Below are 23,935 nucleotides of genomic sequence, written 5' to 3'. Positions count from 1 at the left end.
CCAATCCCGCGGTTGTGACCTGTCAAGGCAAAGAAAAAACTTGAAGCTTTGCCGGTAACAACCACACTTTAATAATAAGATGACAGTTGTTTCGTACCCTGCGGAACAATGCAGAAAGAAGGAGCACTCCCTCGTGCCTTCATTTTCGAATACCCTTGAGCAGGCGATTCACTCGGCGTTGGCGCTGGCCAACTCCCGATCACACGAGTTTGCGACGCTGGAACACCTGTTGCTGGCGCTGATTGACGAACCCGATGCGGTGCGCGTCATGAAGGCCTGTTCCGTCGATACGGAAGAGCTTCGCACAACATTGGTGGACTACATCGATGACGATCTGTCTAACCTCGTGACAGACATCGAAGGATCCGAAGCGGTGCCAACCGCCGCCTTCCAGCGCGTGATCCAGCGCGCCGCGATCCATGTCCAAAGCTCTGGCCGGTCCGAAGTAACCGGGGCCAATGTGCTGGTTGCGATCTTTGCGGAACGCGAAAGCAACGCGGCCTATTTCCTGCAAGATCAGGACATGACCCGCTACGACGCGGTCAACTTCATTGCACATGGTGTTGCCAAAAACCCGGCCTACGGCGAAAGCCGCCCGGTCACGGGTGCCACCGAAAACGAGGAAGAGGTGCAGGCCGCGGAACCGCAGGGCGAACAGAAAGAATCCGCCCTGGCAAAATACTGTGTAGATCTGAACGCCAAGTCGCGTGAGGGTGACATTGATCCGCTCATCGGCCGCGATTCCGAAGTCGAACGCTGCATCCAGGTGCTGTGCCGCCGCCGCAAGAACAACCCGCTTCTGGTGGGCGACCCCGGCGTTGGCAAAACCGCGATCGCCGAAGGTCTTGCGCGCAAGATCGTGTCCGGTGAAACCCCTGCGGTTCTGGCCAATACCACGATCTACTCGCTCGACATGGGCGCATTGCTTGCCGGCACACGGTATCGTGGCGACTTTGAGGAACGCCTTAAGGCGGTTGTGACCGAACTGGAAGAACATGAAGACGCGGTTCTGTTCATCGACGAGATTCACACAGTCATCGGTGCCGGTGCCACATCCGGCGGTGCAATGGACGCATCCAACCTGCTGAAGCCCGCGCTTCAGGGCGGCAAGCTGCGTACCATGGGATCGACCACCTACAAGGAATTCCGTCAGCATTTCGAAAAGGACCGCGCGCTCAGCCGTCGGTTCCAGAAGATTGACGTGAACGAACCGACCGTGGATGACGCGATCAAGATCCTCAAAGGCCTCAAGCCCTATTTCGAGGAACATCACAGCGTCAAATACACCACGGATGCGATCAAAACAGCGGTGGAGCTGTCGGCACGCTATATCAATGACCGCAAGCTGCCCGACAAAGCCATCGACGTGATCGACGAGGCGGGTGCGGCACAGCATCTGGTAGCGGAATCCAAGCGTCGCAAAACACTCGGCGCGAAAGAGATCGAGGCGGTTGTCGCCAAGATCGCCCGCATCCCGCCAAAGAATGTCAGCAAGGACGACGCAGAGGTTCTCAAGGATCTCGAAGCGTCGCTCAAGCGGGTGGTTTTTGGGCAGGACAACGCCATCGACGCGCTGTCCTCGGCCATCAAACTGGCGCGTGCAGGTCTGCGCGAACCGGAGAAGCCCATTGGCAACTACCTCTTCGCAGGTCCGACCGGTGTCGGCAAAACCGAAGTGGCCAAGCAACTGGCGGATACGCTGGGTGTGGAACTGCTGCGCTTTGACATGTCCGAATATATGGAAAAGCACGCGGTCAGCCGCCTCATCGGCGCGCCTCCCGGCTATGTCGGGTTTGACCAGGGTGGCCAGCTGACCGATGGCGTCGACCAGCATCCGCATTGCGTGTTGCTGCTGGACGAAATCGAAAAGGCGCATCCGGATGTCTACAACATCCTGCTGCAGGTGATGGACCACGGCTCTTTGACAGATCACAACGGGCGCACCGTCAGCTTCCGCAACGTGATCCTGATCATGACGTCAAACGCGGGTGCGGCGGAACAGGCCAAAGCGGCCATCGGGTTCGGACGCGACCGTCGCGAAGGCGAGGATACGGCGGCCATCGAGCGCACGTTCACGCCGGAATTCCGCAACCGTCTGGACGCGGTCATATCCTTTGCGCCGCTGCCGAAGTCGGTCATCCTGCAGGTGGTCGAAAAGTTCGTGCTGCAGCTTGAAGCACAGCTCATGGATCGCAACGTGACCATCGAACTGACCAAACCCGCCGCCGAATGGCTGGCGGAAAAGGGATATGACGACAAGATGGGCGCGCGCCCCTTGGGCCGCGTCATTCAGGAAGAGATCAAGAAGCCGCTTGCCGAAGAACTGCTCTTCGGGAAGCTCGCCAAAGGCGGTGTGGTCAAGGTGTCGGTCAAGGATGGCAAGCTGGTGCTTGACACCGAAGGTCCCGACAATCCACGCCTGTCCAGCAAGAAACCCCCCTTGCTGACGGCGGATTGATCCGGACACTGACATGTATCTTCTTCGCGTCCGCCACACCAATTGTGGCGGACGCGCCGTTTCTCGGCATGCCGCTGGATTGTACGCTTGGCGAAACCTGCGTGATCGAGGACTACCCTGACACCGATCCCTCCGACGGCATGTCAGACTATCGCTGCGGCCTCAAATCCCGCGACGGGCACAGCGGGACGGATTTCGCCCTTCTCAGTTTCGAACAGATGGACCAGGGTGTCCGCGTCATCGCCGCTGCCGATGGCCGCGTTCAGGCCACCCGCGACATGCGCCCGGATCAGCCCTACATCCCGGGCACCGATCTGCAGGGGCAGGATTGCGGCAATGCGGTGCGCATTGATCACGGCAACGGATACCAATCTGTCTATTGTCATCTGAAACTGGGATCTGTCCTTGTCTCGCCGGGACAGCGTGTCCTCGCCGGGCAGGTTCTGGGTGAGGTCGGCCTCAGCGGGCGCACCAATTACCCACACCTGCATCTGACGATCACGCAAGGCAACGATGTGGTTGATCCCTTTGCACCGGACCAGAACAACGCCTGCGGCGAACCCTTTGAAACGCTGTGGCGCGACACGCCCACCTACACCGATGCCGGCTTGTTTACGGCAGCCGTGTCGAGCAGCGTGCCGGATCTGGAAGACGTACAATCCGGCGTCGCCCGGCGCGCGACGCTGTCTCCGAACGAGGCCATGGTGCTCTATGGCTACGCCTTTCACGGCAATTCAGGCGACGTGATAGAACTGCAGATGACCGGCCCCGACGGGTTGGTCTTTGACCATACCGCGCGGCTTGATGCAGACCAGGCCCGGTTGTTCCGCGCCTTCGGACGGCGTCCACCAAGCATCGGCTGGCCGACCGGCGCATATCGCGGCACCGTCACCCTGATCCGCGGCGAAACGATCCTCGCGGTGCGACACGCGGATGTTACGGTCAACTAAACCGTCATCTCCACGGGCGCTTGATGCGTCGACGCATCAAGACGTTTCGGTCCACCGAAACGCCCCCGCGCCGCTTTACTGTTCCGTCAGTTTCAACTCGATCCGCCGGTTCTGCGCCCGCGCTTCGGGTGTGTCGTCTGTGTTCACAGGCTGGTATTGACCAAACCCGTTGGCCGCCAACCGTTCAGGCGGGATGCCCAGAAAATTGATCATATACCGCACAACAGACAGCGCACGCGCCTGGCTCAGTTCCCAATTGTCAAAGAACTCACCCTGCCCCGACAATGGCACGTTATCGGTATGACCATCCACCCGGATCACCCAGTTGATTTCGTCCGGGATATCGGCGGCCACCTCGCGCAGGATCCCTGCCACATTGGCAATCTGCGCGCGACCGGCGACGGACAATCCGGCCTGACCGGGGGCAAACAGGACCTCTGACGAGAACACGAACCGGTCGCCTTCGATCCGAACGCCCTCACGGTTGCCCAGCACCTCGCGCAAGCGGCCAAAGAACTCGGAGCGGTATTGCTCAAGATCCTGGTTTTCGCCCGCAAGCCGTTCGCTTTCCTGTGCCAACCGGCGTTTTTCCTCTTCCAGCCGCACCCGCTCTTCTTCCAACCGGATGCGTTCGGCTTCCTCAAGCTGACGCCGACGGCGTTCTTCCGCGGCAACCCGGGCCAGCGCGGTGTTCAATTCGCTGCCAAGGCTCTGCAGCTGAATCTGTGCTTCGATGTCCTTGGCTTCGGCCTCGTCCAGCAACCCCTGCAGCGTCGACAATTGACGGCGCAGCGCGCCCACCTGCTGGTTGAGCAATTCGGTCTGACGCTGCGCCTCTGTGGCCCGCTCGGTTTCCGCATTCAGCCGGTCACGCGCCTGTTCCAACAGGATCTGACGCTGTTCGCTTTCGCTCAGCCGGGTCTCCAAAGCCGCATCCGCTGCCACTTTGGCCGCCAACGCCGCAACAAGCTGATCGCGCACATCCTGCAACGCCGCTTCGGCCGTCGCGGCACGGCTGCTTAGCTCCGTCAGGGCTGATGTTGTCTCTTCAAGCTGCGATTGCGTGTCGTCCAGTTCGGCACCGGTCGAGGCAAGGTTGTTTTCCGCCGCAGCCAGCGTTGCGGACAGGACAGATTGCTGCGCCAGCGCCGCCGCCAGTTGTTGCTCCAGCGTCCGCTCCTGCGCGGTACGCTCTGCTGCCTCGGCCTGCGCTTGGGCCAAGGCGCGGCGCAGCGCATCCACCGTCGCGGCAGTCTGCGCCGTTTCGTCCTCGGAGGCCGTCAAATCGGCACTCAGCGCGGCGTTTTCTGCCCGCAACTCTTCCAGACGGGCCTCCAGCGCATTGGCTTCCGACACCCGGATCAGGGCTTGCGACAGCTGCGACTGCAGGGAGGTCAGCGTCGACTGATCCACCGCCGCTGCCTCAAGGTCGGTTTCCAGCGCAGCGATCTGCGACGCCTGCGCATCCAGCCGGGATTGCAACTCGGACGCGGTGTCCTGCCCTTCCAGCAACGCCGCCGCCAGACGGGCGTTGAGATCATCTTCTGCATCCCGCGCCGCCGCCAAAAGCGTGAGCGTTTCTTCCGCTTCGGCCCTTTGCTGTTCGAGCGCCAGTGTCATCGCGGTCAATTCCGCATCGGCGTTTTCCAATCGCGCCCGCAACGCCGCCGCCGCTTCGGCCTCGGCCAGTTTGGCCACCTCTTCGTCGCTCAGCGCCTGCTCCAACTCTGCGACCTGTCCGGTCAATACCCCGATCTGCTCTGTCGTCTCTGCGTTCCGCGCCCGCAAATCGGCGACCAGGGCATCCAGCGCCTCGCGTTGCGCCGCCGCCAGGCGCGCCGCTTCGGTCTGTTCGTCAATCTCGCTGCGGGCTATTGCCAGCGCAAGGTTCAGCGCCTCCTGCTCGGACAACAACTGTTCCTGCGCCGCCGCCAAAGCGGCGCGCTCTGCCGTCAGGTCGGTGATCTGTGTTCGGGCGGCATCCCGATCAGCCAGCAACCCGGCGACCTGCTCTTCAAAGGACGCGATCCGCGCATCTGCGGCGGTCAGGGCTTCGGCCTGACGGTCTCGTGTGGCCGACAGGCTTGCGATAATCGCTTCCTGTTCGGTCAACCGTGTGCGCGTGTCATCCATCGTCGCGGTCAACGCACCAAGTTCGTTGTTCAGAGCGGTGGTGCGCTGCTGCTCCAACCCCAGCGCGGCCGCCAGTTCGGCAATCTCTGACGACAACGTGTTAAGTTCGTTTTCCTGTCCGGTGATCGTGTCCCGCAGCACGGCCTGCACCACCATAAAGATGGTCAGCACGAACATCAGAACCAGCAAGAGCCCGGTCATCGCATCCACAAAGCCGGGCCAGATCGAGGCCTGAAACCGGGTTCCCGTGCGCCGGGACAGGGCCATGGCTTAGCCCTCGCCCTTGTCTGTCGGGCGTCCGGCGGTGCGTGCCAACCGGTCCAGCGCGCGACCAATGGTCGACAGATCGGTGCGCAGTTCGGCCATCGTTTCCTGACGGCCCGCCGCGATCTCTTCAAGGATACGCAACATCTGCACGTCAATGGACCGCAACCGCATCCGGCTTTCGGCATCCAGACCTTCGTTTTCGGATTTGTGGTCCAAGACTTCGATCAGTCGCTCCTGCCCTTCCGCGATCCGCGCAAAAGCCGATGCGGTGGGGGCAGAGGCCTCCATTCGTTCGGTCATCCGCTCCAGGGCATCGCTCAGTTGGCCCAATCGGTTCTCAACCTCGCTGCGCCCCTCTTCGGATCGCGCAAACAAAAGCTGCATCGTGTCCATCTGCTCGATCATCTGGTCCAGCACCGCGCCGGTCGCGCTCATTTCGCCGGTGCCGTCGCCCTCGCCGCTGGAAAACCCAAGCTTCGTGATCGAACTCAGCCACTCTTCCAATTCGCGGTAAAACCGGTTTTGCCCATGCCCGGCAAAAAGTTCGAGCAGCCCCACAACCAGCGATCCCGCCAGCCCCAAAAGCGATGAGGCAAAGGCTACGCCCATACCGGACAACTGGCTGTCCAACCCGTTCATCAGCCGCGCGAAGACCTCAACGCCGCTTTCGCCATCTTCGGGCGCAAGGCCGCGAATGGTGTCCACCAATGCAGGAACCGTTGTCGCCAGACCGTAAAACGTTCCCAACAGGCCCAGAAAGATCAGAAGATTGACAATGTACCGCGTGATTTCACGCGCCTCGTCGATCCGGGTGGCCACGGAATCCAGAATGGACCGGGTCGACGCCGTATTGATCTGCATCCGCCGGCCCCGCGACCGCAACAGCGTTGCCAATGGGGCCAGCAACAGCGGCGCCTTGGTCTGCACACCGGCTTCGCGTTCGCGGGCAAAGGTTTCGATCCAGCGCACCGATTGGATCAACTGCCAGACCTGCCAGAAACAGGCGACCACGCCGATCCCGAACACAAACAGGATAAACCCGTTAAGATAGGGGTTCGCCTCGAACACCGGCAACACACGAGGCAGCGCCAGAAACCCGCCAAAGCCGGTCAGCCCCAAAACAAGGAGCATCATCAGAACCTGACGGACAGGTTGGGAAAATTGTGGCTCGGCCTCGATGTCCGGCTGATCCATTCGGACAGTTCCTGACGCGGTTTTCTTATTCTTCGCGGGCAACTCTAGGCGCTTCGCCGCCAATCGCCAAGCCGTTAAGCAATCAAGGCGCGGACGCGGTCACACAACCACTCAAGTTCGGCATCCGGAATCCCCAGTTCGGCCAGATGGGATGCGGTGTTAAACAGGTATTCGCTGTTCGGACCCCGCCCGCCCACGGCTCTGGCGATAATCTGGGCCTGTTCTTCCAGATCCAGCGATCCGCAATACTGCACGTGGTCGGGATCGATGACATAGGTCACGGCCGTGACCTCGCGCCCATCGGCGAATTTCAACGGCAGCGTCTTTTCCAGATAGGCCGACGACACCAGCTCCCGTTCGCGCAGATAAGCCATCGTTGCATCATACTCGGCCTCGTGCATCTGCATCGCCAACCCGTCGCACACACTGCCGGGATGTTCATCCAGCGCCAGCACGAGACCGGGGTCCGCATCCGTGCCGCGATGATGAATGGACCGCATGCAAAAGCTGCGCGCATAGTTTTCAAGCCGTGCATGTGCGGTTTCCACCGGATCAAATCCGGGGTTCCACAAAAGCGATCCGTATCCAAACACCCAAAGCGTCATGTTGCTGGTCCTGCTGCCATGTGCGCGATAAACACCAATCGCGCGGCGGACAAAAGGGGATGCACGCATGAAACGACTTTTCATCGTGATTGTTGTGGCCACGCTTGGATATGCGGGCTGGTGGTTCTACGCCGCCAACGCGCTGCAGCGGGATGTTGAGGCATGGTTCGCCGACCAGCGCGACGCGGGGTGGCAGGCCAGCTATGCCGATATTTCCGTTCAGGGCTTTCCCAGCCGCACGGATCTTACATTGACCGACCCCAGCCTGACATCTCCCGACGGACAGTTCGGTTGGTCCGCACCGTTTTTCCAGATCCTCGGCCTGACGTATAAACGGGGCCATGTGATTGTCGCGTGGCCCGATACGCAAACCGTCACGACACCGGATGGCCCGATGGCCATTTCCTCTGACGGGCTGCGCGCCAGCGTGATCCACGCGTCAAACAACGTGATCCGCGCCAATGTCGAAGCCACCACGCTGAACCTTGAAGGTCCGGAACAGACCGTCGCGCTCGCGGGTCTGACCGCCGCTCTGGAAAAGATCGAACCCGCGCCCGCCAGCTACCGCATCGCGCTCTTTGTGGACGGGATCGCGGTGTCCAATCCGCGCATCTCCGGCACACTTGCGCCCGACTCCCTCGCCTCCCTGCGCAGCGAGATGACCGTGGATCTGAACGCCCCGATCACGCTGGACAGCGGAACAACGGACACGCCGCGCCCAACGCAGATCACCGTCCCCCGGTCCGAGATCACCTACGGTGCGCTGACCTTCCGCGTCACCGGCGACGCCGCGTTCGACCCGCAAGGCCGCGCCACGGGCGAAGTGTCTCTCGAAGCGGACAATTGGCGCGAAAGCCTGAACGCGGCGCGCGCCAATGGCGATCTGCCACCGGGGCTGACCGACGGTTTGATTGACCTGCTCTCCATGCTGGCCACCTTTGGCGGATCCAGAGATGCGCTGGACATCACGCTGGGGCTGAAAGACGGCACTGTGCTTCTTGGTCCCTTGCCGATTGGCACCTTACCCCCGTTGCAGTTCGACTGACGCTTGCAAAGCGCCACGCCTCCCGCAACAGTGCGGGCAGCAACGAGGTGACCCATGGGCGACACGCTCTTTCAACGCATCGACGACGCGCGCGAAGACCTGATCGCGCTGACCCAGGGGCTGATCGCGATTCCAACGCTCAACCCGCCGGGACAGCATTACGAGGCCATCTGCGACACCCTTGCCGCACGCCTGAGCGGATCAGGATTCGAAACCACCTGGGTCCGCGCCGAAGGGGCTCCCGGCGATAGCGAAAAATACCCGCGCTGGAACCTGATCGCCCGACACGAGGGCACACGGTCGGGCGACTGCGTCCACTTCAACTCTCACACCGATGTGGTCGAGGTTGGACACGGCTGGACCCGTGACCCCTTTGGTGGCGCGGTGGAAGGCGACAAGATCTATGGCCGCGGGGCCTGCGATATGAAGGGCGGCCTTGCCGCCTCCATCATCGCCGCCGAAGCCTTTATTGCCGAACATCCCGACTATGCCGGCGCAATCGAAATCAGCGGCACCGCGGATGAAGAGTCCGGCGGTTATGGCGGCGTCGCCTATCTGGCGGAAAAGGGCTGGTTTGATCCCACGCGCGTGCAGCACGTGATCATCCCCGAACCGCTGAACAAAGACCGCATCTGCCTCGGCCATCGCGGCGGCTGGTGGGCCGAGATCGAAACCAAGGGTGAAATCGCCCATGGCTCCATGCCGTTTCTGGGTGATTGCGCCGTCCGCCATATGGGCGCCGTTCTACACGCGTTCGAGGAAACGCTGTTCCCGGCCATGGCCTCCCGCCGCACCGATATGCCCGTGGTTCCCGAAGGCGCGCGGCAATCCACGATGAACATCAATTCGGTCCATGGCGGCCAACCCGAACAAGCCGCCGACTACACCGGCCTGCCCGCCCATTGCGTGCCCGATAGTTGCCGCATCGTGATCGACCGCCGCTTTTTAATGGAAGAACCGATCGAGGCGGTGCGCACCGAGGTCATCGACCTGCTGGAAGATCTCAAATCCCGCCGCGAGAACTTCGACTACGAAATTCGCGAACTCAACCGCGTGATCCCCTCCATGACCGACAAGGATGCCCCCGTGGTCACCACCGTGCACGACGCCATCCGGGACGTGCTGGGCAAAGACCCGTCTTATGTCGCCTCACCGGGCAGCTATGACCAGAAACACATCGACCGTATCGGCAAGCTGAAGAACTGCATCGCCTACGGTCCCGGTGTGCTGGAACTGGCGCATAAACCCGATGAATGGGTCGGCATCACCGACATGCTCGACAGCGCGAAAGTCATGGCGCGCAGCCTGCAAACCCTGCTGTTGCCCTGACCCTTTCGCATCTGTTTCCGTGAACGGAAACACGATGATGCGTCGACGCATCATCTCCCCGGCTCAGACCGCGATATTGTCGATCAACCGCACTCCGGCCAGCCACGCAGCGGCAAACAACCGCCCCGGTACGTCCGCCCGGTCCAGCAGTTGCAGATCATCCGCCCGGCGCAGTTCCAGATAATCAACGCTGGTGAACCCCGCCACCTCCAACCGCTTCAGGGCTTTCGGCATCAGCGCCGCAATTTCCGCCCCGCCGCGCAAAGCCTCTGCCATCTCTTCCATCACCTCGTTCAGCACCGGCGCATAGACCCGTGCCCGGTCCGACAGAAGCAGGTTCCGAGACGACATCGCCAGCCCGTCTTCTTCGCGAATGGTCGGGCAGCCCACAACGGTGACCGGAATGTCCAGATCGGCCGCCAACCGCGTGACCACCTGCAACTGCTGATAGTCCTTTTCGCCGAAAAACGCCTGATCCGCGCTGGTCTGCAAGAACAACTTGCTGACCACGGTGGCGACACCATCGAAATGCCCGGGCCGCGTTGCACCACACAGACAATCGGTCAGCCCGGAGACCGAGACATTGGTAGAAAAGCCCTCCGGATACATCTGATCGCCATCCGGCACCCAGATCGCGTCCACCCCGAACCGCTCCAGCTTGCGCGCATCGTCTTCTTCGGTGCGGGGGTAATTTGCCAGATCCTCGGGGTTGTTGAATTGTTTCGGGTTCACGAAAATCGTGACAATCACCCGGTCACATGCCGCCTTGGCCGCTGCGACAAGGCTCAGATGGCCGTCATGCAAGGCCCCCATGGTTGGCACCACACCAACCACCTCACCTGCACGTTTCCACGGCGTGACCATCGCGCGCAACGCCGCCTTGTCCCGCACAATCGGCGCGATCATGGTTTGGACTCCGGTGCCGTATCGGCAAAGACATGTTCGGGTGCCGGAAAGGCGCGCGATCGGACCTCGGCCGCATAGGCCGCGACAGCAGCTTCCGCCTGTTCACCCAGGCTGGCGTACCGTTTAACGAATTTCGGTTTGAATTTGGTAAACAGGCCCAGCATGTCGTCGACCACCAGAACCTGCCCATCGCATCCCGCGGACGCCCCGATGCCAATCGTCGGGATTGGAACGGCCTTGGTGATCTCGTCCGCCAGGCTTTCGGGCACCTTCTCCAGCACCACGGCAAACGCGCCGGCCTCTGCAACCGCCTCTGCATCGGCCAAGAGCTGCGCCCGCGCGGCACCGCGTCCTTGCACCTTGTAGCCCCCCAGCGTGTTGATGGATTGCGGCGTCAGCCCGATATGGGCCATCACCGGAATGCCCCGCGCAACCAGAAACGCGATGGTCTGTGCCATGCCCACGCCACCTTCAAGCTTGACCGCCCCCGCGCCGGTTTCCGCCATCAGCCGCGCCGCATTGCGGAACGCCTGCTCGGGGCTTTCCTCGTAGGACCCGAACGGCATGTCCATCACCATCATCGCCTGTCGCAACCCGCGCTTCACCGCCTGTCCGTGCAGGATCATCATCTCCATCGTGACACCCAGTGTCGATGGCAGGCCATGCAGCACCATGCCAACGCTGTCCCCCACCAGCACAAAGTCGCAATGCGCATCCATCAGTTCCGCCATCGGCGTGGTATAGGCGGTCAGGCTGACAATCGGCGTCCCGCCTTTCTGGGCGCGAATATCATCGGGCAAAGGCGCTGTTTTCCGGGCGGTGGCGCTCATCGGGCGGCTCCTGTCTCGTCGTGATCCAAAGCGGACTTAACAGGCCAGACCCCCTGCCGCACTGCGCAAATTGCAGCATGTGCTTGATTACACGCCGATTCGCCGTGACACTCTCGAAAACACCTGGGCGCAGCCCATCAACAGGAGGGACTTATGACTGCCCGTTTTCTCAGTTCTGTGGCTGGCGCGGTATTGCTGTGCACGCCCGCTTTGGCACAACAAACCGATCTGACCATCGCGCTTCAGCTTGAACCACCCCATCTCGATCCGACAAGCGCGGCTGCCGGGGCCATCGACAGCGTGCTCTATTCGAACGTTTTCGAAGGCCTCACCCGGTTCATGTCAGACGGGTCGGTGGTCCCGGGCCTCGCGGAACGCTGGGAAATCAGCGACGACGGCATGACCTACACCTTCACCCTGCGCGACGGCGTCACCTTCCATGATGGCACGACGCTGGATGCACAGGACGTCAAGTTCTCGCTTGACCGGGCGCGCGCCGAAGACAGCGCCAACGCGCAAAAATCGCTGTTTGCCGGAATCGAGGACGTAAAGGTCATCGATCCGCAAACCGTCGCCGTGACGCTGTCTGCCCCCAACGGCAACTTCCTGTTCAACATGGCCTGGGGGGACGCGGTGATCGTGGCCCCCGAAAGCATTGACGACATCAAGCAAAAGCCCATCGGCACCGGCGCGTTCAAGTTTGACCAATGGGTGCAAGGCGACCGCATCGAACTCAGCCGCAACGCGGAGTACTGGGGCGACGCCCCCGCGCTTGAATCGGCGACGTTCAAATTCATTTCTGACCCGACAGCCGCCTTTGCCGCCATGATGGCGCAGGACATCGACGCTTTTGCAGGCTTTCCCGCCCCCGAAAACATCCCGCAATTCGAAGCCGACCCGCGCTTTCAGGTCCTGGTGGGGTCAACCGAAGGCGAAACCATCCTGAGCACGAATAACAAGCTGCCGCCGCTGGATGACGTCCGGGTGCGCCAGGCGATTGCCCATGCCATCGACCGGCAGGCGATCATCGACGGCGCAATGTTCGGGCTTGGCACGCCCATCGGCACCCATTTCGCGCCGCACAATCCCGACTATGTCGACCTCACGGCCAAATCCGCCCATGACCCCGAAAAGGCCAAGGCGCTTCTGGCCGAGGCCGGGCTGGCAGACGGGTTCACCACAACGCTCAAACTGCCCCCGCCCTCCTATGCCCGGCGCGGCGGCGAGATTATCGCGGCGCAATTGCGCGAGGTGGGAATCCAGACCGAGATCACCAATCTTGAATGGGCGCAATGGTTGGAAGAGGTGTTCCGCGGCAAGGATTTCGGCCTCACCATCGTCAGCCACACCGAACCTTTCGACATCGGAATCTATGCCCGCCCGGATTACTATTTCCAGTATGACAACCCCGATTTTCAGGCGTTGATCCAGACACTGGAGATCACCAGCGATCCGGAAACACGGTCCGAAATGCTGGCGCAGGCACAGAAGACGATTTCGGATGACTATGTGAACGGCTATCTGTTCCAACTGGCCTTTCCGACCATCGCGGATGCCCGGATTACCGGTCTGTGGGAAAACGCGCCAACACAGGCGACCGACCTGACCGGCGTGAGCTGGACCGAGTAACGGGCACACGCGGTTTGAAAACCGCGTCAGGAAGGGCTTTGCAAAGCCCTTCCCCGGCCCGCCCCGTAAGACCAGATTGCAAACCGGTTAAGTCCAGCATACGATTCCGGGATGGCCATCCCCGTTGAGACGTTTTTCCTTAAACCCGACACCAAGGGCACCCTTCAGGCCCGGATTCAGCAGATGGTGGCCGAAGGCATCCTGTCGGGCCGGTTCCGACAGGGCGAAAAACTTCCCTCCAGCCGCAAACTCGCCGCCCATCTGGGCGTCAGCCGGATCACCGTTACGCTGGCCTATACCGAACTTCTGGCCAATGATTACCTGACCTCGAAAGGGCGTTCGGGTTACTTCGTATCCGAGGACGCCCCCGAACCCCCCGTATTCGAAAGCCCCCCCGAAAAACGCGACGCCGTGGACTGGACCCGCGCACTCAGACGTCGATTTACCGGGGGTGTGAAACTCGAACGGCCCCGGGATTGGCAGAACTATCGCTACCCGTTTCTGTATGGCCAGACAGACCCGCAATTGTTCGATCATTCGAACTGGCGTCTGTGCGCCCTGCAAGCCCTTGGCGCGCGCGATTTTTCCGCCATGACACAGGATTACTACGATCAGGACGATCCGCAACTGGTCGAATTTATCCTGCGCCACACCCTGCCCCGCCGGGGCATTTCGGCCAATGCCGACGAGGTTCTGATCACGCTTGGGGCGCAAAACGCGCTTTGGATGACCAAGCAAACCCTGCTCAACAAGGGATGCGTCGCGGTGATCGAAGACCCCTGTTACCCGGCCTTGCGCGAAATTCTGGGCCGGGCGCAATGCGAAACGCTCGCGGTGCCGGTGGACAAGGATGGCCTTCCTCCGGACCTGATCCCGGACGACACCAACGTCATTTTCACAACCCCCAGCCACCAATGCCCCACGTCCTATACGATGCCCTTGCAACGGCGGCAGGCCTTGCTGGCCCGTGCCAGGGAATTGGACGCGCTGATTGTCGAAGACGATTACGAATTCGAGATGGCCTATCTCAAAACGCCCATGCCCGCGCTTAAGAGCCTCGATACCGATGGCCGGGTGATCTATGTCGGCAGCTTTTCCAAATCGCTCTTTCCCGGGTTGCGGCTTGGATATCTGGTCGGCTCTGCCCCCTTTATCCGGGAAGTCCGCGCCCTGCGTGCCTCAATGCTGCGCCATCCCCCCGGCCACGCGCAGCGCACCACCGCCTATTTCCTGAGCCTCGGGCATTATGACAGCCTGATCCGCCGCACTGGCAAAGCCCTGGCCGACCGCCGCGCCATCATGGAGCACGCCATCAACAAGCACGGGCTGACGATTGCCGGGAAAGGCACCAACGGGGGGTCTTCTTTCTGGATGCGGGCGCCCGATCATGTCGACAGCCAGGACCTTGCCGCGCGGCTACGGGACGCCAGTGTCCTGATCGAACCCGGCACCGCGTTTTTTGCTGATGGCAATCCGCCAGCCAATTTTTACCGACTGGCCTATAGCTCGATTGCGCAGGCGCGGATTGATCCGGGTGTGGCCGAGATCGCCAAGGCTATTCAGGCCACGCCCGTTACATAGACGCCTCGACCCGGAACCCTTCGGGGATCGTATCAACGCCGTCCAGCACCAGATCGGCCATCACATGCGCCACTTTCGGGGCCATGCCAAACCCGATCTTGAACCCGCCATTGGCGATGAAATGCCCCGGTTTCCCCGGCCACGCCCCCAGCATCGGCGCCCGTGACCGCGCGCGCGGGCGCACCCCGGCCCAACGGTCCACAACAGGCGCATCCGCAAGAACCGGCATCGCGGCAATCGCCCGCGTGATCAGATCGTCGCATTGCGCATCAAGCCCAACAGGATCGTCAAACTCCCGCTCGCTGGTCGATCCAATTGCCACGGTACCATTGGCATGCGGCACGATATGCAACCCATCCACAAACACTTGCGGCGCGTCCGGTGCCGCATATCGAAACGCCGCTGACTGGCCTTTGATCCCGGCCCCGACGGATTTGCCAACCTCTGCGGACAACGCCAACAACCCGCGCCATCCGGTCGCCCAGATCACCGCGCCAGCGTCCGGTGTCTCTGCCACAACCTCGACACCGCGCGCCGACAGTGCCGCCACAAGCGCCGCACAGGCCTGCCTTGGATGCATCCGCGCTGTCAAAGTGTCGTGGATCAGAAATCCTGACGGCGTGTCCGGCGCAAAGCCACCAATGCTGTCCGCCGCAACCACCTCCCACACCGCGCGCCCCTGCCAGAGCGTTTCCGCGCCTTCGGTGCGCGCGCGGGCAAGCGACAGCCCATGATCATCCGCAATCGGCTGCAACCGCCCCGTCCGCGCATAGCCCGCGTCCAGCCCGCCGGCCTCCTGCACCTCGGCCCAAAAGGCTTCGGCCATCAACAGGCTCTCCAACTGAAACGCTTTCTTGTCGTTCCAGTTCTCCGGCACATGCGGGGCCAAAGCGCCGACCAACCCACCGCTGGACCCGGACCCGGCCCCAAACGGATCGACCACCTGCACCCGCGCGCCGCGCTGCGTCAGAACCCACGCAATGCTCAGACCGAAAATTCCGGCACCGCGAACCGTGATTTGTGGCATTGCCAATTCCCGGCCTCCTCGCCAATGTCGCGCTGACGCTAAGGTATGTCACCATGGAACACCAGCCAGAACCCCTCGACTGGCGCGACGGGGATGTCCCCGTGTCGCGCCGGTTTGATGATCCTTATTTCTCGCTCGACGATGGTCTGGCCGAGACACGTTACGTGTTCCTGACAGGCAATGGCCTGCCCGACCGCTTCCGCGACGGGTTTCACATCGCGGAACTGGGGTTTGGCACCGGTCTGAACCTGCTGGCCAGCCTGCAGCTGTGGCGCGAGACCGGCCAAACCGGGGTGCTGCATTTCACAAGTTTCGAAGCCTTCCCGATGTTGCCCGACGACATGATCCGCGCGCAGCAGGCATTTGTCGATCTTGCACCACTGGCCGAAGAGCTTCGTCCGTTCTGGCAGAAGAACGCCCGCACCATCACGCTTCCGGATCTGCGCTTCACGCTTGTCGAAGGCGATGCCCGCAAAACGGTTCCCACACTGACGAAAGACGTGGATGCGTGGTTCCTTGATGGGTTTTCCCCGGCCAAGAACCCCGAGCTTTGGGAACCCGACTTGCTGGCGCAGGTCGGACAGCACACCGCCTCAGGGGGCACCGCCGCCACCTACACCGCCGCAGGGCATGTGCGCCGCGCGCTTGCGGCAGCCGGGCTGACACCCGAACGCATCCCCGGTTTCGGGCGGAAACGTCACATGACCATTGCCCGGAAAGCCCCGGAATGACCGACACCAACAACAAGCTTGGCATCTGGCTGATGGTGGCCACCACCTTTGTCTTTGCGATGCAGGACGGGCTGTCCCAGCATCTCGCCAGCGAATACAATGTCCTGATGGTGGTGATGATCCGCTACTGGTTCTTCGCCGCCTTCGTGATGTTTGTCGCCAGTCGCCGCGCCGGTGGCCTTCGCGCCGCTGCCGCCACCACGCAACCGTGGCTGCAAGGGTTCCGGGGGTTGCTGCTGGCCAGCGAGATCTGCGTGATGGTGCTGGCCTTCACCTATCTGGGCCTTGTCGAAAGCCACGCGATCTTTGCCTGCTACCCGCTCTTGATCGCCGCGCTGTCGGGCCCGATCCTGGGCGAACAGGTCGGCTGGCGGCGCTGGACGGCGATTGGCGTCGGGTTCATCGGTATTCTGATCATCCTGCGCCCCGGCTTCGGCGTGTTTTCCCCGCTGGCCATTATCCCGGCCATGTCCGCCCTGATGTTTGCCCTCTACGGGCTGCTCACCCGCTTTGCCGCCCGCAAAGACAGCGCCGCCACGAGCTTTTTCTGGACCGGCACGGTTGGGGCGGTGTTCATGACCCTGATCGGCATCTGGTTCTGGGAACCGATGACCGGCCCCGACTGGGCGTTGATGAGCCTGCTCTGCGTGACCGGCGCCACCGGGCACTACCTGCTGATCAAATGTTACGACGTGGCCGAAGCCAGCGCCGTGCAGCCGTTTGCCTATCTGCAGCTGCCTTTCGCCGCCAGCCTTGGCATCCTCGTATTCAGAGAGACGATGGAACCCAACGTGGCCATCGGGGCCAGCCTGATCGTCTGCGCCGGGCTCTTCACCCTATGGCGTCAGCGGCAGAAGGGTTGAGCCGGTCAGCTCTTGCGAAAACGGCACCGGATGCGGGTCTTTGCCCAGACGTGCGCGGTAAATCGGCAGGCTTTCGGTCACCCGCATGACGTAATTCCGGGTCTCGGTGAAGGGGATGTGTTCGATCCAATCGATGATCTCCATCCCGCCGTCCCGCGGATCGCCGCGATCCTCCATCCATCGGACCGGACGGCTGGGACCGGCATTATACGCCGCCGCAATCATCACCGCGTTGCCGTTGAACTGCTCGGCCAGCCGTTCAAGATACGTGCTGCCCAGCACCGCGTTATAGGTCGGGTCACTCAAAAGCTTGGCCTCAGAGTATTCCACATCCAGCCACCCGGCCACTTCCCGCGCGGTGGCGGGCATCACCTGCATCAACCCGCGCGCGCCCACCGGCGACACAACCCCCGGATCAAATTCGGATTCCCGGCGCGCAATGGCCAGAACCAGCTCTGTGGGCACCGCGTATTCCACCTGCGCCATCGGGTGCAGCGGGTAATAAGGCGCGTGCACCTCGAACCCGTATTGCGCGGCACGCTTGCCCAGCATGACCTGGATATGCGCCTGACCCAGATCCGCAAGCATCTGGCCCATCTGCCCGATCTGCCTGCGGTCCAGAGATTCGGCCAGATGGGTCAAAAACCGTTCGCCCAACACGTTTTCTTCGGCGTCCAGCAACAGAATGGCGGCCTCAAACACCGACGATTCGGTAAACGCCGCATCGCGCCAGTCGGGGAAAATCTCTGATCCGTCCAGCAGCGGATCGGGCGCAATCCCGCCCCGCTCTGCCGCGAGCAATCCGTAGAACGACGTCTGGAACCCGGCACCAAACGCATAGGCCTGCGCCGCCGCTGCGTCATCGCCCAGCGCCTCATGCGCACGGCCCAGCCAATACCCGGCGCGGCCCAGCGAAATCGGTGTTTCAACTGCCCCGCGAAACGCCTCGAAATGGCCGACGGCGGCAGCCGGTTCGTTCAGGAACCGCAAGGACAGATATCCTGACAACCACTCCAGATCGGCAAAGCGCGACCCGCTGGTCAGATGATGGTTGGCGGCGATCTGATAGGCCGACACATGCTCTCCCGCCCGCATCAACTGTCGGACAAGGTTGCGCCGTTGGCCTGCCCAGACCTCCGGACGTCCCAGGCTTTCGGCAGACGATGACCGCGCTTTCAGCAATTCGACCGCATCTTCCGTCCGGCCCTTCCTGACGCGCCAGGCAAACCGCTCATAGGCCAAACCGGCATCCGCACTTAGCGTCGCGGGCACCGCCTCGATCAGCGTATCCACACCCGCCGCATCGGCACGCAGCGCCATGCGCGCATTGGCCAGCGCCGCATGCCCGTCCGTCACCAAGGACAACATCCCACGGGCATTGCTGGACCACCCCCGCCACAGCATCGCGTCTAGGCGCTCTGCATGCAGCGGCGCCAGCACGTCGTCATAAGACGCAAGAAACGCCGCGCGTTCTTCTGCGGTCAGGCTCAGCGTCAACCAGGCCTCCCGGATCACCGCCTGCGCGGTTTCGCGATCATCGGCCACCAGATGCGCCCGCGCCAGCGACAACGCGCCTGCCCCGGTTTCGGGCGTGTGATCGGCATAGAACGCGCGGATCGCGTCAGCCGTGGCCGAGGTCATCGCGGCTTCGCTTTTCTCCTTCAGAAACGGCAGGCCCGGCCAATCGGGATTGCGCGACAGGAAATCCTGTATCTCGCGCGGCGATCCCTGCCCGGCACGCAGGTAATGCCACAGGATCACGTCCAGCGCCGCCTGCCCATCGCCCCGCGCCTCGATCTGGGCGGCGGCCCAATTGCCCTCGCGCATCAAATCCATCGCCCGCTCCAACGGGCGGTCATTGCTTTGCGCGCTGGCAAGAAACGGGACGAGAAGCAAGAGCACCGTCAGGATCGCTTTGGGCCGAAACATGACTTGCATTTTCTCCACTGAAACAGGATAGACGGCACGCTAAGGATAACCCGACCCCCGCGACCTTCAACTCACATTCGCGGGACGGGCACAACGGCGGAACCGCCACAACGTCAAATAAGGAGCGTGACAATGTTCAAAGGGTCGATGCCTGCACTGATCACACCGTTCAAGAACGGTTCAGTGGATTTTGACGCGCTCAAACGGTTGGTGGAATGGCATGTGGATCAGGGCAGCCATGGCCTTGTGCCCGTGGGCACCACCGGCGAAAGCCCGACGCTCAGCCACGAGGAACACGAACAGGTCGTGACCTGCGTGGTCGACGCCGCTGCCGGTCGCATCCCGGTCATTGCCGGGGCCGGATCGAACAACACGGTCGAGGCCATCCGCTTTTTGCAACACGCCGAAGCGGCCGGTGCCCAGGCGGGGCTTGTCGTCACGCCGTATTACAACAAGCCCACGCAAAACGGTCTGATCCAGCATTTCACCATGCTGCACGATGCCTGCACCCTACCGATCATCATCTACAACATCCCCGGTCGCTCGGTAGTGGACATGACCCCGGCAACCATGGGTCAATTAGCGAAGCTGCCCCGGATCATCGGGGTAAAAGACGCGACCGGCGATCTGGCCCGCGTCTGCGCGCAGCGGATCACCTGTGGCCCGGACTTTGTTCAACTGTCCGGCGAAGACGCAACCGCACACGGGTTCAACGCGCAAGGCGGCGTCGGCATGATATCGGTCACGGCGAACGTGGCCCCGGCCCTGTGTGCGCAAATGCAGGACGCCACCCTTGCCGGTGACTTTGGCAAAGCGCTCGATCTGCAGGACAAACTGATGCCGCTGCATCAGGGGATCTTCACAGAGCCGGGTGTCTGCGGCGCGAAATACGCCATGAGCCGTCTTGGCCTGTGCGAAGAGGACATGCGGCCACCGCTGTTCCCGGTGGCACAAACCACACGCGACGCGATTGATCACGGCCTGCGCCACGCGGGTTTGCTGAACTGATCCACCACCGCTTCGGACAGCCCTGACACAACAAAGGCCGCACCCTCGGGCGCGGCCTATTTCATTTGTCTTAACGATTTACTGGCTGGGCATGTCCAAGCCCACGGGCTGGCCCACCACAACGAAATGCAGCGCATCGGGTTTCAGGACACGCGCCGCAACGCGCTGAATGTCATCCAGCGTGATCGCGGCCACCTTGTCGTTGCGGGTGTTCACGTAGTCGACCGGCAGGTCATCCATCTGCATCCCGACAAGGATATTCGCAATCCGACCATTGCCGTCGAACCGCAGTGGATACGCTCCGGTCAGATAGGTTTTGGCGCTTTCCAGCTCTTCCGCAGTGACCCCGTTTTCCGCCATCTTCCGCCATTCCTCGCGGATCACGTCAATGGCGTCCGCGATGCGGTCATTGGCGCTGGACACCCGGCCCAGATACAGCGCGGCGTTGTCCTTGGGCACAAGGTAGCTGTAGACCCCATAGGTCAGGCCCCGCTTCTCTCGCACCTCTTCCATCAGCCGCGCCTCAAAGCCGCCACCGCCCAGAATTTCGTTCAGCACAAACGCCGGAAAGAAATCGGGATCGTCGCGTGCCAGACCCTCGTGCCCAAATATCGCAACAGATTGCGGCACGTCGAACGGCACAACCGTCACACCGGCTTCTGTGGCCACGGCAACATCCGGCGCTTGCGGCAACCCTCCCGCCGGAAGATCGCCCAACAGCTTATCAAGCATCAAGGCAAGGTCTTCGGGCGACACCGCGCCCGCCGCACCGACATAGACCCGGTCCCGCGCCAGAGCCCCTTTGTAAGCCGCCACCAGATCATCGCGGGTCAGCGCTGTCACGCTGTCCTCAGTGCCTTCGATAGCCGATCCGTAAGGGTGATCCCCGAACACCTTGGCGTCAAAGGCCTGACCCACAAGGAAATCCGGATCCTGCTGATCCGACCGCACGCCCGACACCACCTGCGCCCTGACACGGTCAATCGCGTCCTGATCGAACCGCGGCTGGGTCAGCGCATCGCGCAACAGCGCCAGCGCTTCGTCCTGATTCTCGGTCAGAAACTTGGCCGACACCGACACCGCGTCATCGCCCACATCGAAACTGAAACTGGCGGCAAGCGATTCCGCAGCTTCGGCAAAGGCGCGCGAATCCATATCGGCCGCCCCTTCTTCAAGCAGACCCACCATCAGGTTGGTCGCCCCGCGCTTGCCCGGCAGGTCCAGCGACGCCCCACCCTTGAAGCGCAGTTCAAGCGCCACAAACGGGATCGAATGTTCTTCAACCAGCCACGCGTTGATACCACCGGGGCTTTCCACCTCGACGATATCAATCTCGGCGCGCAGGGGCGTTGCCAGCATCACCGCTGCGGCAATCGGGGCAAAGAGCTTGGTCATAAACGTCATTGCGTCACCTCCTCGGCGCTGCGCAGGAACCCGGTTACGGCTTTGTCACGGTCAAACACGTCTTTGGCTGCGGCGATGATTTCGTCAGACGTTATGGATTGCAGGATGTCCGGCCACGCATGCACGTCGTCAATCGTCAGACCCGATGTCAAAGCCGCGCCATAGCGACGGGCCAACGAATTGGAACTGTCCAAGGCATAGACCTGGGATGCGCGCATCTGGAACTTGATCCGCTCCAGCTGCGCCTCGTCAACGCCGTCTTCAATAAACGCGGCGATAACGCGGTCCATATCGGCCTCGGCCTCTTCCAGACTGACCCCTTCGGCGGGCACGTTGACGACGCCAAAGGTGGTGTCATCCAGCGCAAGCCCATTGTAAAACGCACTGCTGTAAACCGAACGTTGTTCTTCGAACTGAAGCGTTTGCGGCATCACCGATGTCTGCGATCCCCCCAGAACCTCGGCCAGCAAGGTCAGCGCCGCCGCCTTGCGCTGATCACCGGGGTCACGCTCGGGGGCAAGGTAGGACCGGATCACGTAAGGTTGCGCCACACGCGGATCGCTGAAGGTGATCCGGCGTTCTCCCATCTGCGGCGGCTCGGACGGACGCGCGCGTTCGGGCAGATCGTCATTGCGGGGAATGGGGCCGTAATGTTCCTGCGCCAGCGCCAGAACCTCGTCCGGCTGGACATCACCCGCGACGACAAGAACCGCGTTGTTGGGCGAATAGAACTGTCTGTAGAACGCCAAGGCATCGTCCAGATCAAGGGTCACCATCTCGTGCCGCCAGCCGATGATCGGACGGCCATAAGCATGGTTGAGATATTGCGCGGCCATCCTTTGTTCGCGGAACAGCGATCCGGGATCGTTCTCGACCCGTTGGTTGCGCTCTTCGATAATGACGTCCCGCTCTGTCAGGATATCCTCGCCGTCCAACTGGATGTTTTTCATCCGGTCGGCCTCCATTTCCATCATCAGGCCAAGCCGGTCGGCGGCGACGCGTTGGAAATAGGCGGTGTAATCAAAGCTGGTGAACGCATTGTCGGTGCCGCCATTGGCTTTGACAATCTCGCTGAACTCACCGGGTTCCAGCTTTTCCGTACCCTTGAACAACAGGTGTTCAAGAAAATGCGCGACCCCGGACACGCCGGGTTGTTCGTCCGCAGATCCCGCCCGGTACCACACCATGTGAACCGCCGCCGGGGCGCGGTGGTCTTCGATCACCACGACATCCATGCCGTTTTCAAGCTGGAAGGTTGAGACCTGGTCTTCAATGGATTGGGCGCGCAAAGGCGCTGCTGCAAGAAGGAATGCCCCTGTCAGGGCGATCAGTCGACGCATCGGCAAAGTCTCCTTGGTTTGGAGATAAGGTACGGTACAACACGCCGACTTCAAGCGCGCCCACACATTCGTGAGGCGGTTACCCATGGGTAACCGTTAATTTCCGTTAAGAGTTACCCGTGGGTAACCGCCTTTTATTGCGGAGGTGCGGAAGGTGTCAAAGCACCGCCCCGACGCGCCGCTTCAAGCGTGCGATAGGGATCAAGGATCTGGCTGCGATAGATCCGGTTATAGGTATCGGTCGGCACAAGCCGCCAATTGAACAGCGACCGGCGTTCGCGGAAGGCCTGATCCGCGGCGGCCAGTTCTTCGCGGATGCCCGGCTGACGGCCAAAGCGCGACGCGCGGGCCACAAGCGCCTGATCCCCGGCACCAATGCCCTGCTGCGGATCAAGCCGGCTGGGCGAACCGCCCAACGCTGCAACAGCGTCTTTCAGCGGCGTCTGATCGGTCCGGTTGCTGCCGCCGGGTGTCGGTTGCGGCAATTCGGTCAGGCTGTCCGGGGCCTGAAGCGGTTTCGCAGGCACGATTGAAAACTCTTCCGGCGCACCTGACGGATTGCGCAATTGGCGCAAGCCCGTGTCACGGTCTGCCGTATCTTGACGTGTTCCGCATGCGGTCAGCGCCACAAGTGCCAGTATAATCAATGTGCGCGGCATTTTTCTGCCCGCCTCCGTATTCGCCTCAATCCTGCTTTACCCCATCC

At 61.9% G+C, this 23,935-nt stretch carries 19 protein-coding genes; 9 read left to right on the top strand and 10 right to left on the bottom strand.

Annotated features, from left to right (window positions below):
* Nucleotides 1-133 precede the first annotated feature (133 nt).
* Nucleotides 134-2,458: an ATP-dependent Clp protease ATP-binding subunit ClpA gene (gene clpA, locus MWU54_RS09415; RefSeq protein ID WP_247082507.1), complete on the top strand. Its 2,325-nt coding sequence runs from the start codon at nucleotides 134-136 to the stop codon at nucleotides 2,456-2,458.
* Nucleotides 2,455-3,408, top strand: a complete 954-nt coding sequence (locus tag MWU54_RS09410; protein ID WP_247082505.1) for a M23 family metallopeptidase — start codon at nucleotides 2,455-2,457, stop codon at nucleotides 3,406-3,408. The genes clpA and MWU54_RS09410 overlap by 4 nt, the downstream gene beginning before the upstream one ends.
* Nucleotides 3,409-3,483: 75 nt before the next feature.
* Here the strand turns inward: MWU54_RS09410 and MWU54_RS09405 are convergent, their stop codons facing one another.
* The 3 genes from MWU54_RS09405 to MWU54_RS09395 form a co-directional block, all read right to left on the bottom strand.
* Nucleotides 3,484-5,808 (bottom strand): peptidoglycan -binding protein, encoded by a 2,325-nt coding sequence (locus MWU54_RS09405; protein ID WP_247082503.1) that lies wholly within the window; start codon nucleotides 5,806-5,808, stop codon nucleotides 3,484-3,486.
* Nucleotides 5,809-5,811: 3 nt separating this feature from the next.
* The gene (locus MWU54_RS09400) at nucleotides 5,812-7,002 is read right to left on the bottom strand and encodes a biopolymer transporter ExbB (RefSeq protein WP_247082501.1); all 1,191 of its coding nucleotides are present in this window, start codon (nucleotides 7,000-7,002) and stop codon (nucleotides 5,812-5,814) included.
* A 74-nt stretch (nucleotides 7,003-7,076) separates the two neighbouring features.
* A complete protein-coding gene (locus MWU54_RS09395; RefSeq protein WP_247082499.1) occupies nucleotides 7,077-7,607 on the bottom strand; it encodes a gamma-glutamylcyclotransferase in 531 nt (176 codons plus the stop codon).
* Between the two features lie 67 nt (nucleotides 7,608-7,674).
* Here MWU54_RS09395 and MWU54_RS09390 point away from each other — a divergent pair, with 67 nt between their 5' ends.
* Nucleotides 7,675-8,652 (top strand): DUF2125 domain-containing protein, encoded by a 978-nt coding sequence (locus MWU54_RS09390; protein ID WP_247082498.1) that lies wholly within the window; start codon nucleotides 7,675-7,677, stop codon nucleotides 8,650-8,652.
* Nucleotides 8,653-8,706: 54 nt separating this feature from the next.
* Nucleotides 8,707-9,981: an acetylornithine deacetylase/succinyl-diaminopimelate desuccinylase family protein gene (locus MWU54_RS09385; RefSeq protein ID WP_247082496.1), complete on the top strand. Its 1,275-nt coding sequence runs from the start codon at nucleotides 8,707-8,709 to the stop codon at nucleotides 9,979-9,981.
* Between the two features lie 63 nt (nucleotides 9,982-10,044).
* Here MWU54_RS09385 and panC read toward each other — a convergent pair whose 3' ends face one another.
* Nucleotides 10,045-10,887 (bottom strand): pantoate--beta-alanine ligase, encoded by an 843-nt coding sequence (panC, locus tag MWU54_RS09380; RefSeq protein ID WP_247082494.1) that lies wholly within the window; start codon nucleotides 10,885-10,887, stop codon nucleotides 10,045-10,047.
* On the bottom strand, nucleotides 10,884-11,717 hold the full coding sequence (panB, locus tag MWU54_RS09375) for a 3-methyl-2-oxobutanoate hydroxymethyltransferase (RefSeq protein ID WP_247082492.1): 834 nt from the start codon (nucleotides 11,715-11,717) through the stop codon (nucleotides 10,884-10,886). The genes panC and panB overlap by 4 nt, the downstream gene beginning before the upstream one ends.
* A 153-nt stretch (nucleotides 11,718-11,870) precedes the next feature.
* Here panB and MWU54_RS09370 point away from each other — a divergent pair, with 153 nt between their 5' ends.
* Complete coding sequence (locus MWU54_RS09370; RefSeq protein WP_247082490.1) at nucleotides 11,871-13,346, top strand: ABC transporter substrate-binding protein; 1,476 nt, start codon at nucleotides 11,871-11,873, stop codon at nucleotides 13,344-13,346.
* Nucleotides 13,347-13,457: 111 nt separating this feature from the next.
* A complete protein-coding gene (locus MWU54_RS09365; RefSeq protein WP_247082488.1) occupies nucleotides 13,458-14,927 on the top strand; it encodes a PLP-dependent aminotransferase family protein in 1,470 nt (489 codons plus the stop codon).
* On the opposite strand, the gene MWU54_RS09360 is transcribed toward MWU54_RS09365, so the two are convergent.
* Nucleotides 14,920-15,960, bottom strand: coding sequence for an FAD-binding oxidoreductase (locus MWU54_RS09360; protein ID WP_247082486.1), 1,041 nt, complete (start codon nucleotides 15,958-15,960; stop codon nucleotides 14,920-14,922). The genes MWU54_RS09365 and MWU54_RS09360 overlap by 8 nt on opposite strands.
* A gap of 47 nt (nucleotides 15,961-16,007) precedes the next feature.
* On the opposite strand from MWU54_RS09360, the gene mnmD reads away from it, so the two are divergent.
* Together mnmD and MWU54_RS09350 are read left to right on the top strand one after the other, a co-directional pair.
* Entirely contained in the window at nucleotides 16,008-16,685 is a 678-nt protein-coding gene (gene mnmD / locus MWU54_RS09355) for a tRNA (5-methylaminomethyl-2-thiouridine)(34)-methyltransferase MnmD (protein WP_247083997.1), read from the top strand.
* On the top strand, nucleotides 16,682-17,548 hold the full coding sequence (locus MWU54_RS09350) for a DMT family transporter (protein WP_247082484.1): 867 nt from the start codon (nucleotides 16,682-16,684) through the stop codon (nucleotides 17,546-17,548). Before mnmD ends, MWU54_RS09350 begins: the two co-directional genes overlap by 4 nt.
* Here the strand turns inward: MWU54_RS09350 and MWU54_RS09345 are convergent.
* Nucleotides 17,522-19,477, bottom strand: a complete 1,956-nt coding sequence (locus MWU54_RS09345) for a lytic transglycosylase domain-containing protein (protein WP_247082482.1) — start codon at nucleotides 19,475-19,477, stop codon at nucleotides 17,522-17,524. The genes MWU54_RS09350 and MWU54_RS09345 overlap by 27 nt on opposite strands.
* Before the next feature lie 132 nt (nucleotides 19,478-19,609).
* On the opposite strand from MWU54_RS09345, the gene dapA reads away from it, so the two are divergent.
* Nucleotides 19,610-20,485 (top strand): 4-hydroxy-tetrahydrodipicolinate synthase, encoded by an 876-nt coding sequence (gene dapA, locus MWU54_RS09340; RefSeq protein WP_247082480.1) that lies wholly within the window; start codon nucleotides 19,610-19,612, stop codon nucleotides 20,483-20,485.
* 78 nt (nucleotides 20,486-20,563) lie between these two features.
* Here dapA and MWU54_RS09335 read toward each other — a convergent pair whose 3' ends face one another.
* The 3 genes from MWU54_RS09335 to MWU54_RS09325 form a co-directional block, all read right to left on the bottom strand.
* Nucleotides 20,564-21,880, bottom strand: a complete 1,317-nt coding sequence (locus MWU54_RS09335; RefSeq protein ID WP_247083995.1) for a pitrilysin family protein — start codon at nucleotides 21,878-21,880, stop codon at nucleotides 20,564-20,566.
* 5 nt (nucleotides 21,881-21,885) lie between these two features.
* Nucleotides 21,886-23,229, bottom strand: coding sequence for a pitrilysin family protein (locus tag MWU54_RS09330; protein WP_247082478.1), 1,344 nt, complete (start codon nucleotides 23,227-23,229; stop codon nucleotides 21,886-21,888).
* A 134-nt stretch (nucleotides 23,230-23,363) separates the two neighbouring features.
* A complete protein-coding gene (locus tag MWU54_RS09325; RefSeq protein ID WP_247082476.1) occupies nucleotides 23,364-23,888 on the bottom strand; it encodes a DUF3035 domain-containing protein in 525 nt (174 codons plus the stop codon).
* Between the last annotated feature and the right edge of the window lie 47 nt (nucleotides 23,889-23,935).

The organism is Marivita sp. S6314 (assembly GCF_023015985.1).
Lineage (GTDB): Bacteria > Pseudomonadota > Alphaproteobacteria > Rhodobacterales > Rhodobacteraceae > Marivita.
This window is presented reverse-complemented; position numbering and strand designations above follow the sequence as displayed.

What these genes read in the sequence shown, in the direction of transcription:
- MWU54_RS09405 (WP_247082503.1), bottom strand. Translation starts at nt 5,808, where the DNA reads ATGGCCCTGTCCCGGCGCACGGGAACCCGGTTTCAGGCCTCGATCTGG.
- MWU54_RS09400 (WP_247082501.1), bottom strand. Translation starts at nt 7,002, where the DNA reads ATGGATCAGCCGGACATCGAGGCCGAGCCACAATTTTCCCAACCTGTC.
- MWU54_RS09395 (WP_247082499.1), bottom strand. Translation starts at nt 7,607, where the DNA reads ATGACGCTTTGGGTGTTTGGATACGGATCGCTTTTGTGGAACCCCGGA.
- MWU54_RS09390 (WP_247082498.1), top strand. Translation starts at nt 7,675, where the DNA reads ATGAAACGACTTTTCATCGTGATTGTTGTGGCCACGCTTGGATATGCG.
- MWU54_RS09385 (WP_247082496.1), top strand. Translation starts at nt 8,707, where the DNA reads ATGGGCGACACGCTCTTTCAACGCATCGACGACGCGCGCGAAGACCTG.
- panC (WP_247082494.1), bottom strand. Translation starts at nt 10,887, where the DNA reads ATGATCGCGCCGATTGTGCGGGACAAGGCGGCGTTGCGCGCGATGGTC.
- panB (WP_247082492.1), bottom strand. Translation starts at nt 11,717, where the DNA reads ATGAGCGCCACCGCCCGGAAAACAGCGCCTTTGCCCGATGATATTCGC.
- MWU54_RS09370 (WP_247082490.1), top strand. Translation starts at nt 11,871, where the DNA reads ATGACTGCCCGTTTTCTCAGTTCTGTGGCTGGCGCGGTATTGCTGTGC.
- MWU54_RS09365 (WP_247082488.1), top strand. Translation starts at nt 13,458, where the DNA reads ATGGCCATCCCCGTTGAGACGTTTTTCCTTAAACCCGACACCAAGGGC.
- mnmD (WP_247083997.1), top strand. Translation starts at nt 16,008, where the DNA reads ATGGAACACCAGCCAGAACCCCTCGACTGGCGCGACGGGGATGTCCCC.
- MWU54_RS09350 (WP_247082484.1), top strand. Translation starts at nt 16,682, where the DNA reads ATGACCGACACCAACAACAAGCTTGGCATCTGGCTGATGGTGGCCACC.
- MWU54_RS09345 (WP_247082482.1), bottom strand. Translation starts at nt 19,477, where the DNA reads ATGTTTCGGCCCAAAGCGATCCTGACGGTGCTCTTGCTTCTCGTCCCG.
- dapA (WP_247082480.1), top strand. Translation starts at nt 19,610, where the DNA reads ATGTTCAAAGGGTCGATGCCTGCACTGATCACACCGTTCAAGAACGGT.
- MWU54_RS09335 (WP_247083995.1), bottom strand. Translation starts at nt 21,880, where the DNA reads ATGACCAAGCTCTTTGCCCCGATTGCCGCAGCGGTGATGCTGGCAACG.
- MWU54_RS09330 (WP_247082478.1), bottom strand. Translation starts at nt 23,229, where the DNA reads ATGCGTCGACTGATCGCCCTGACAGGGGCATTCCTTCTTGCAGCAGCG.
- MWU54_RS09325 (WP_247082476.1), bottom strand. Translation starts at nt 23,888, where the DNA reads ATGCCGCGCACATTGATTATACTGGCACTTGTGGCGCTGACCGCATGC.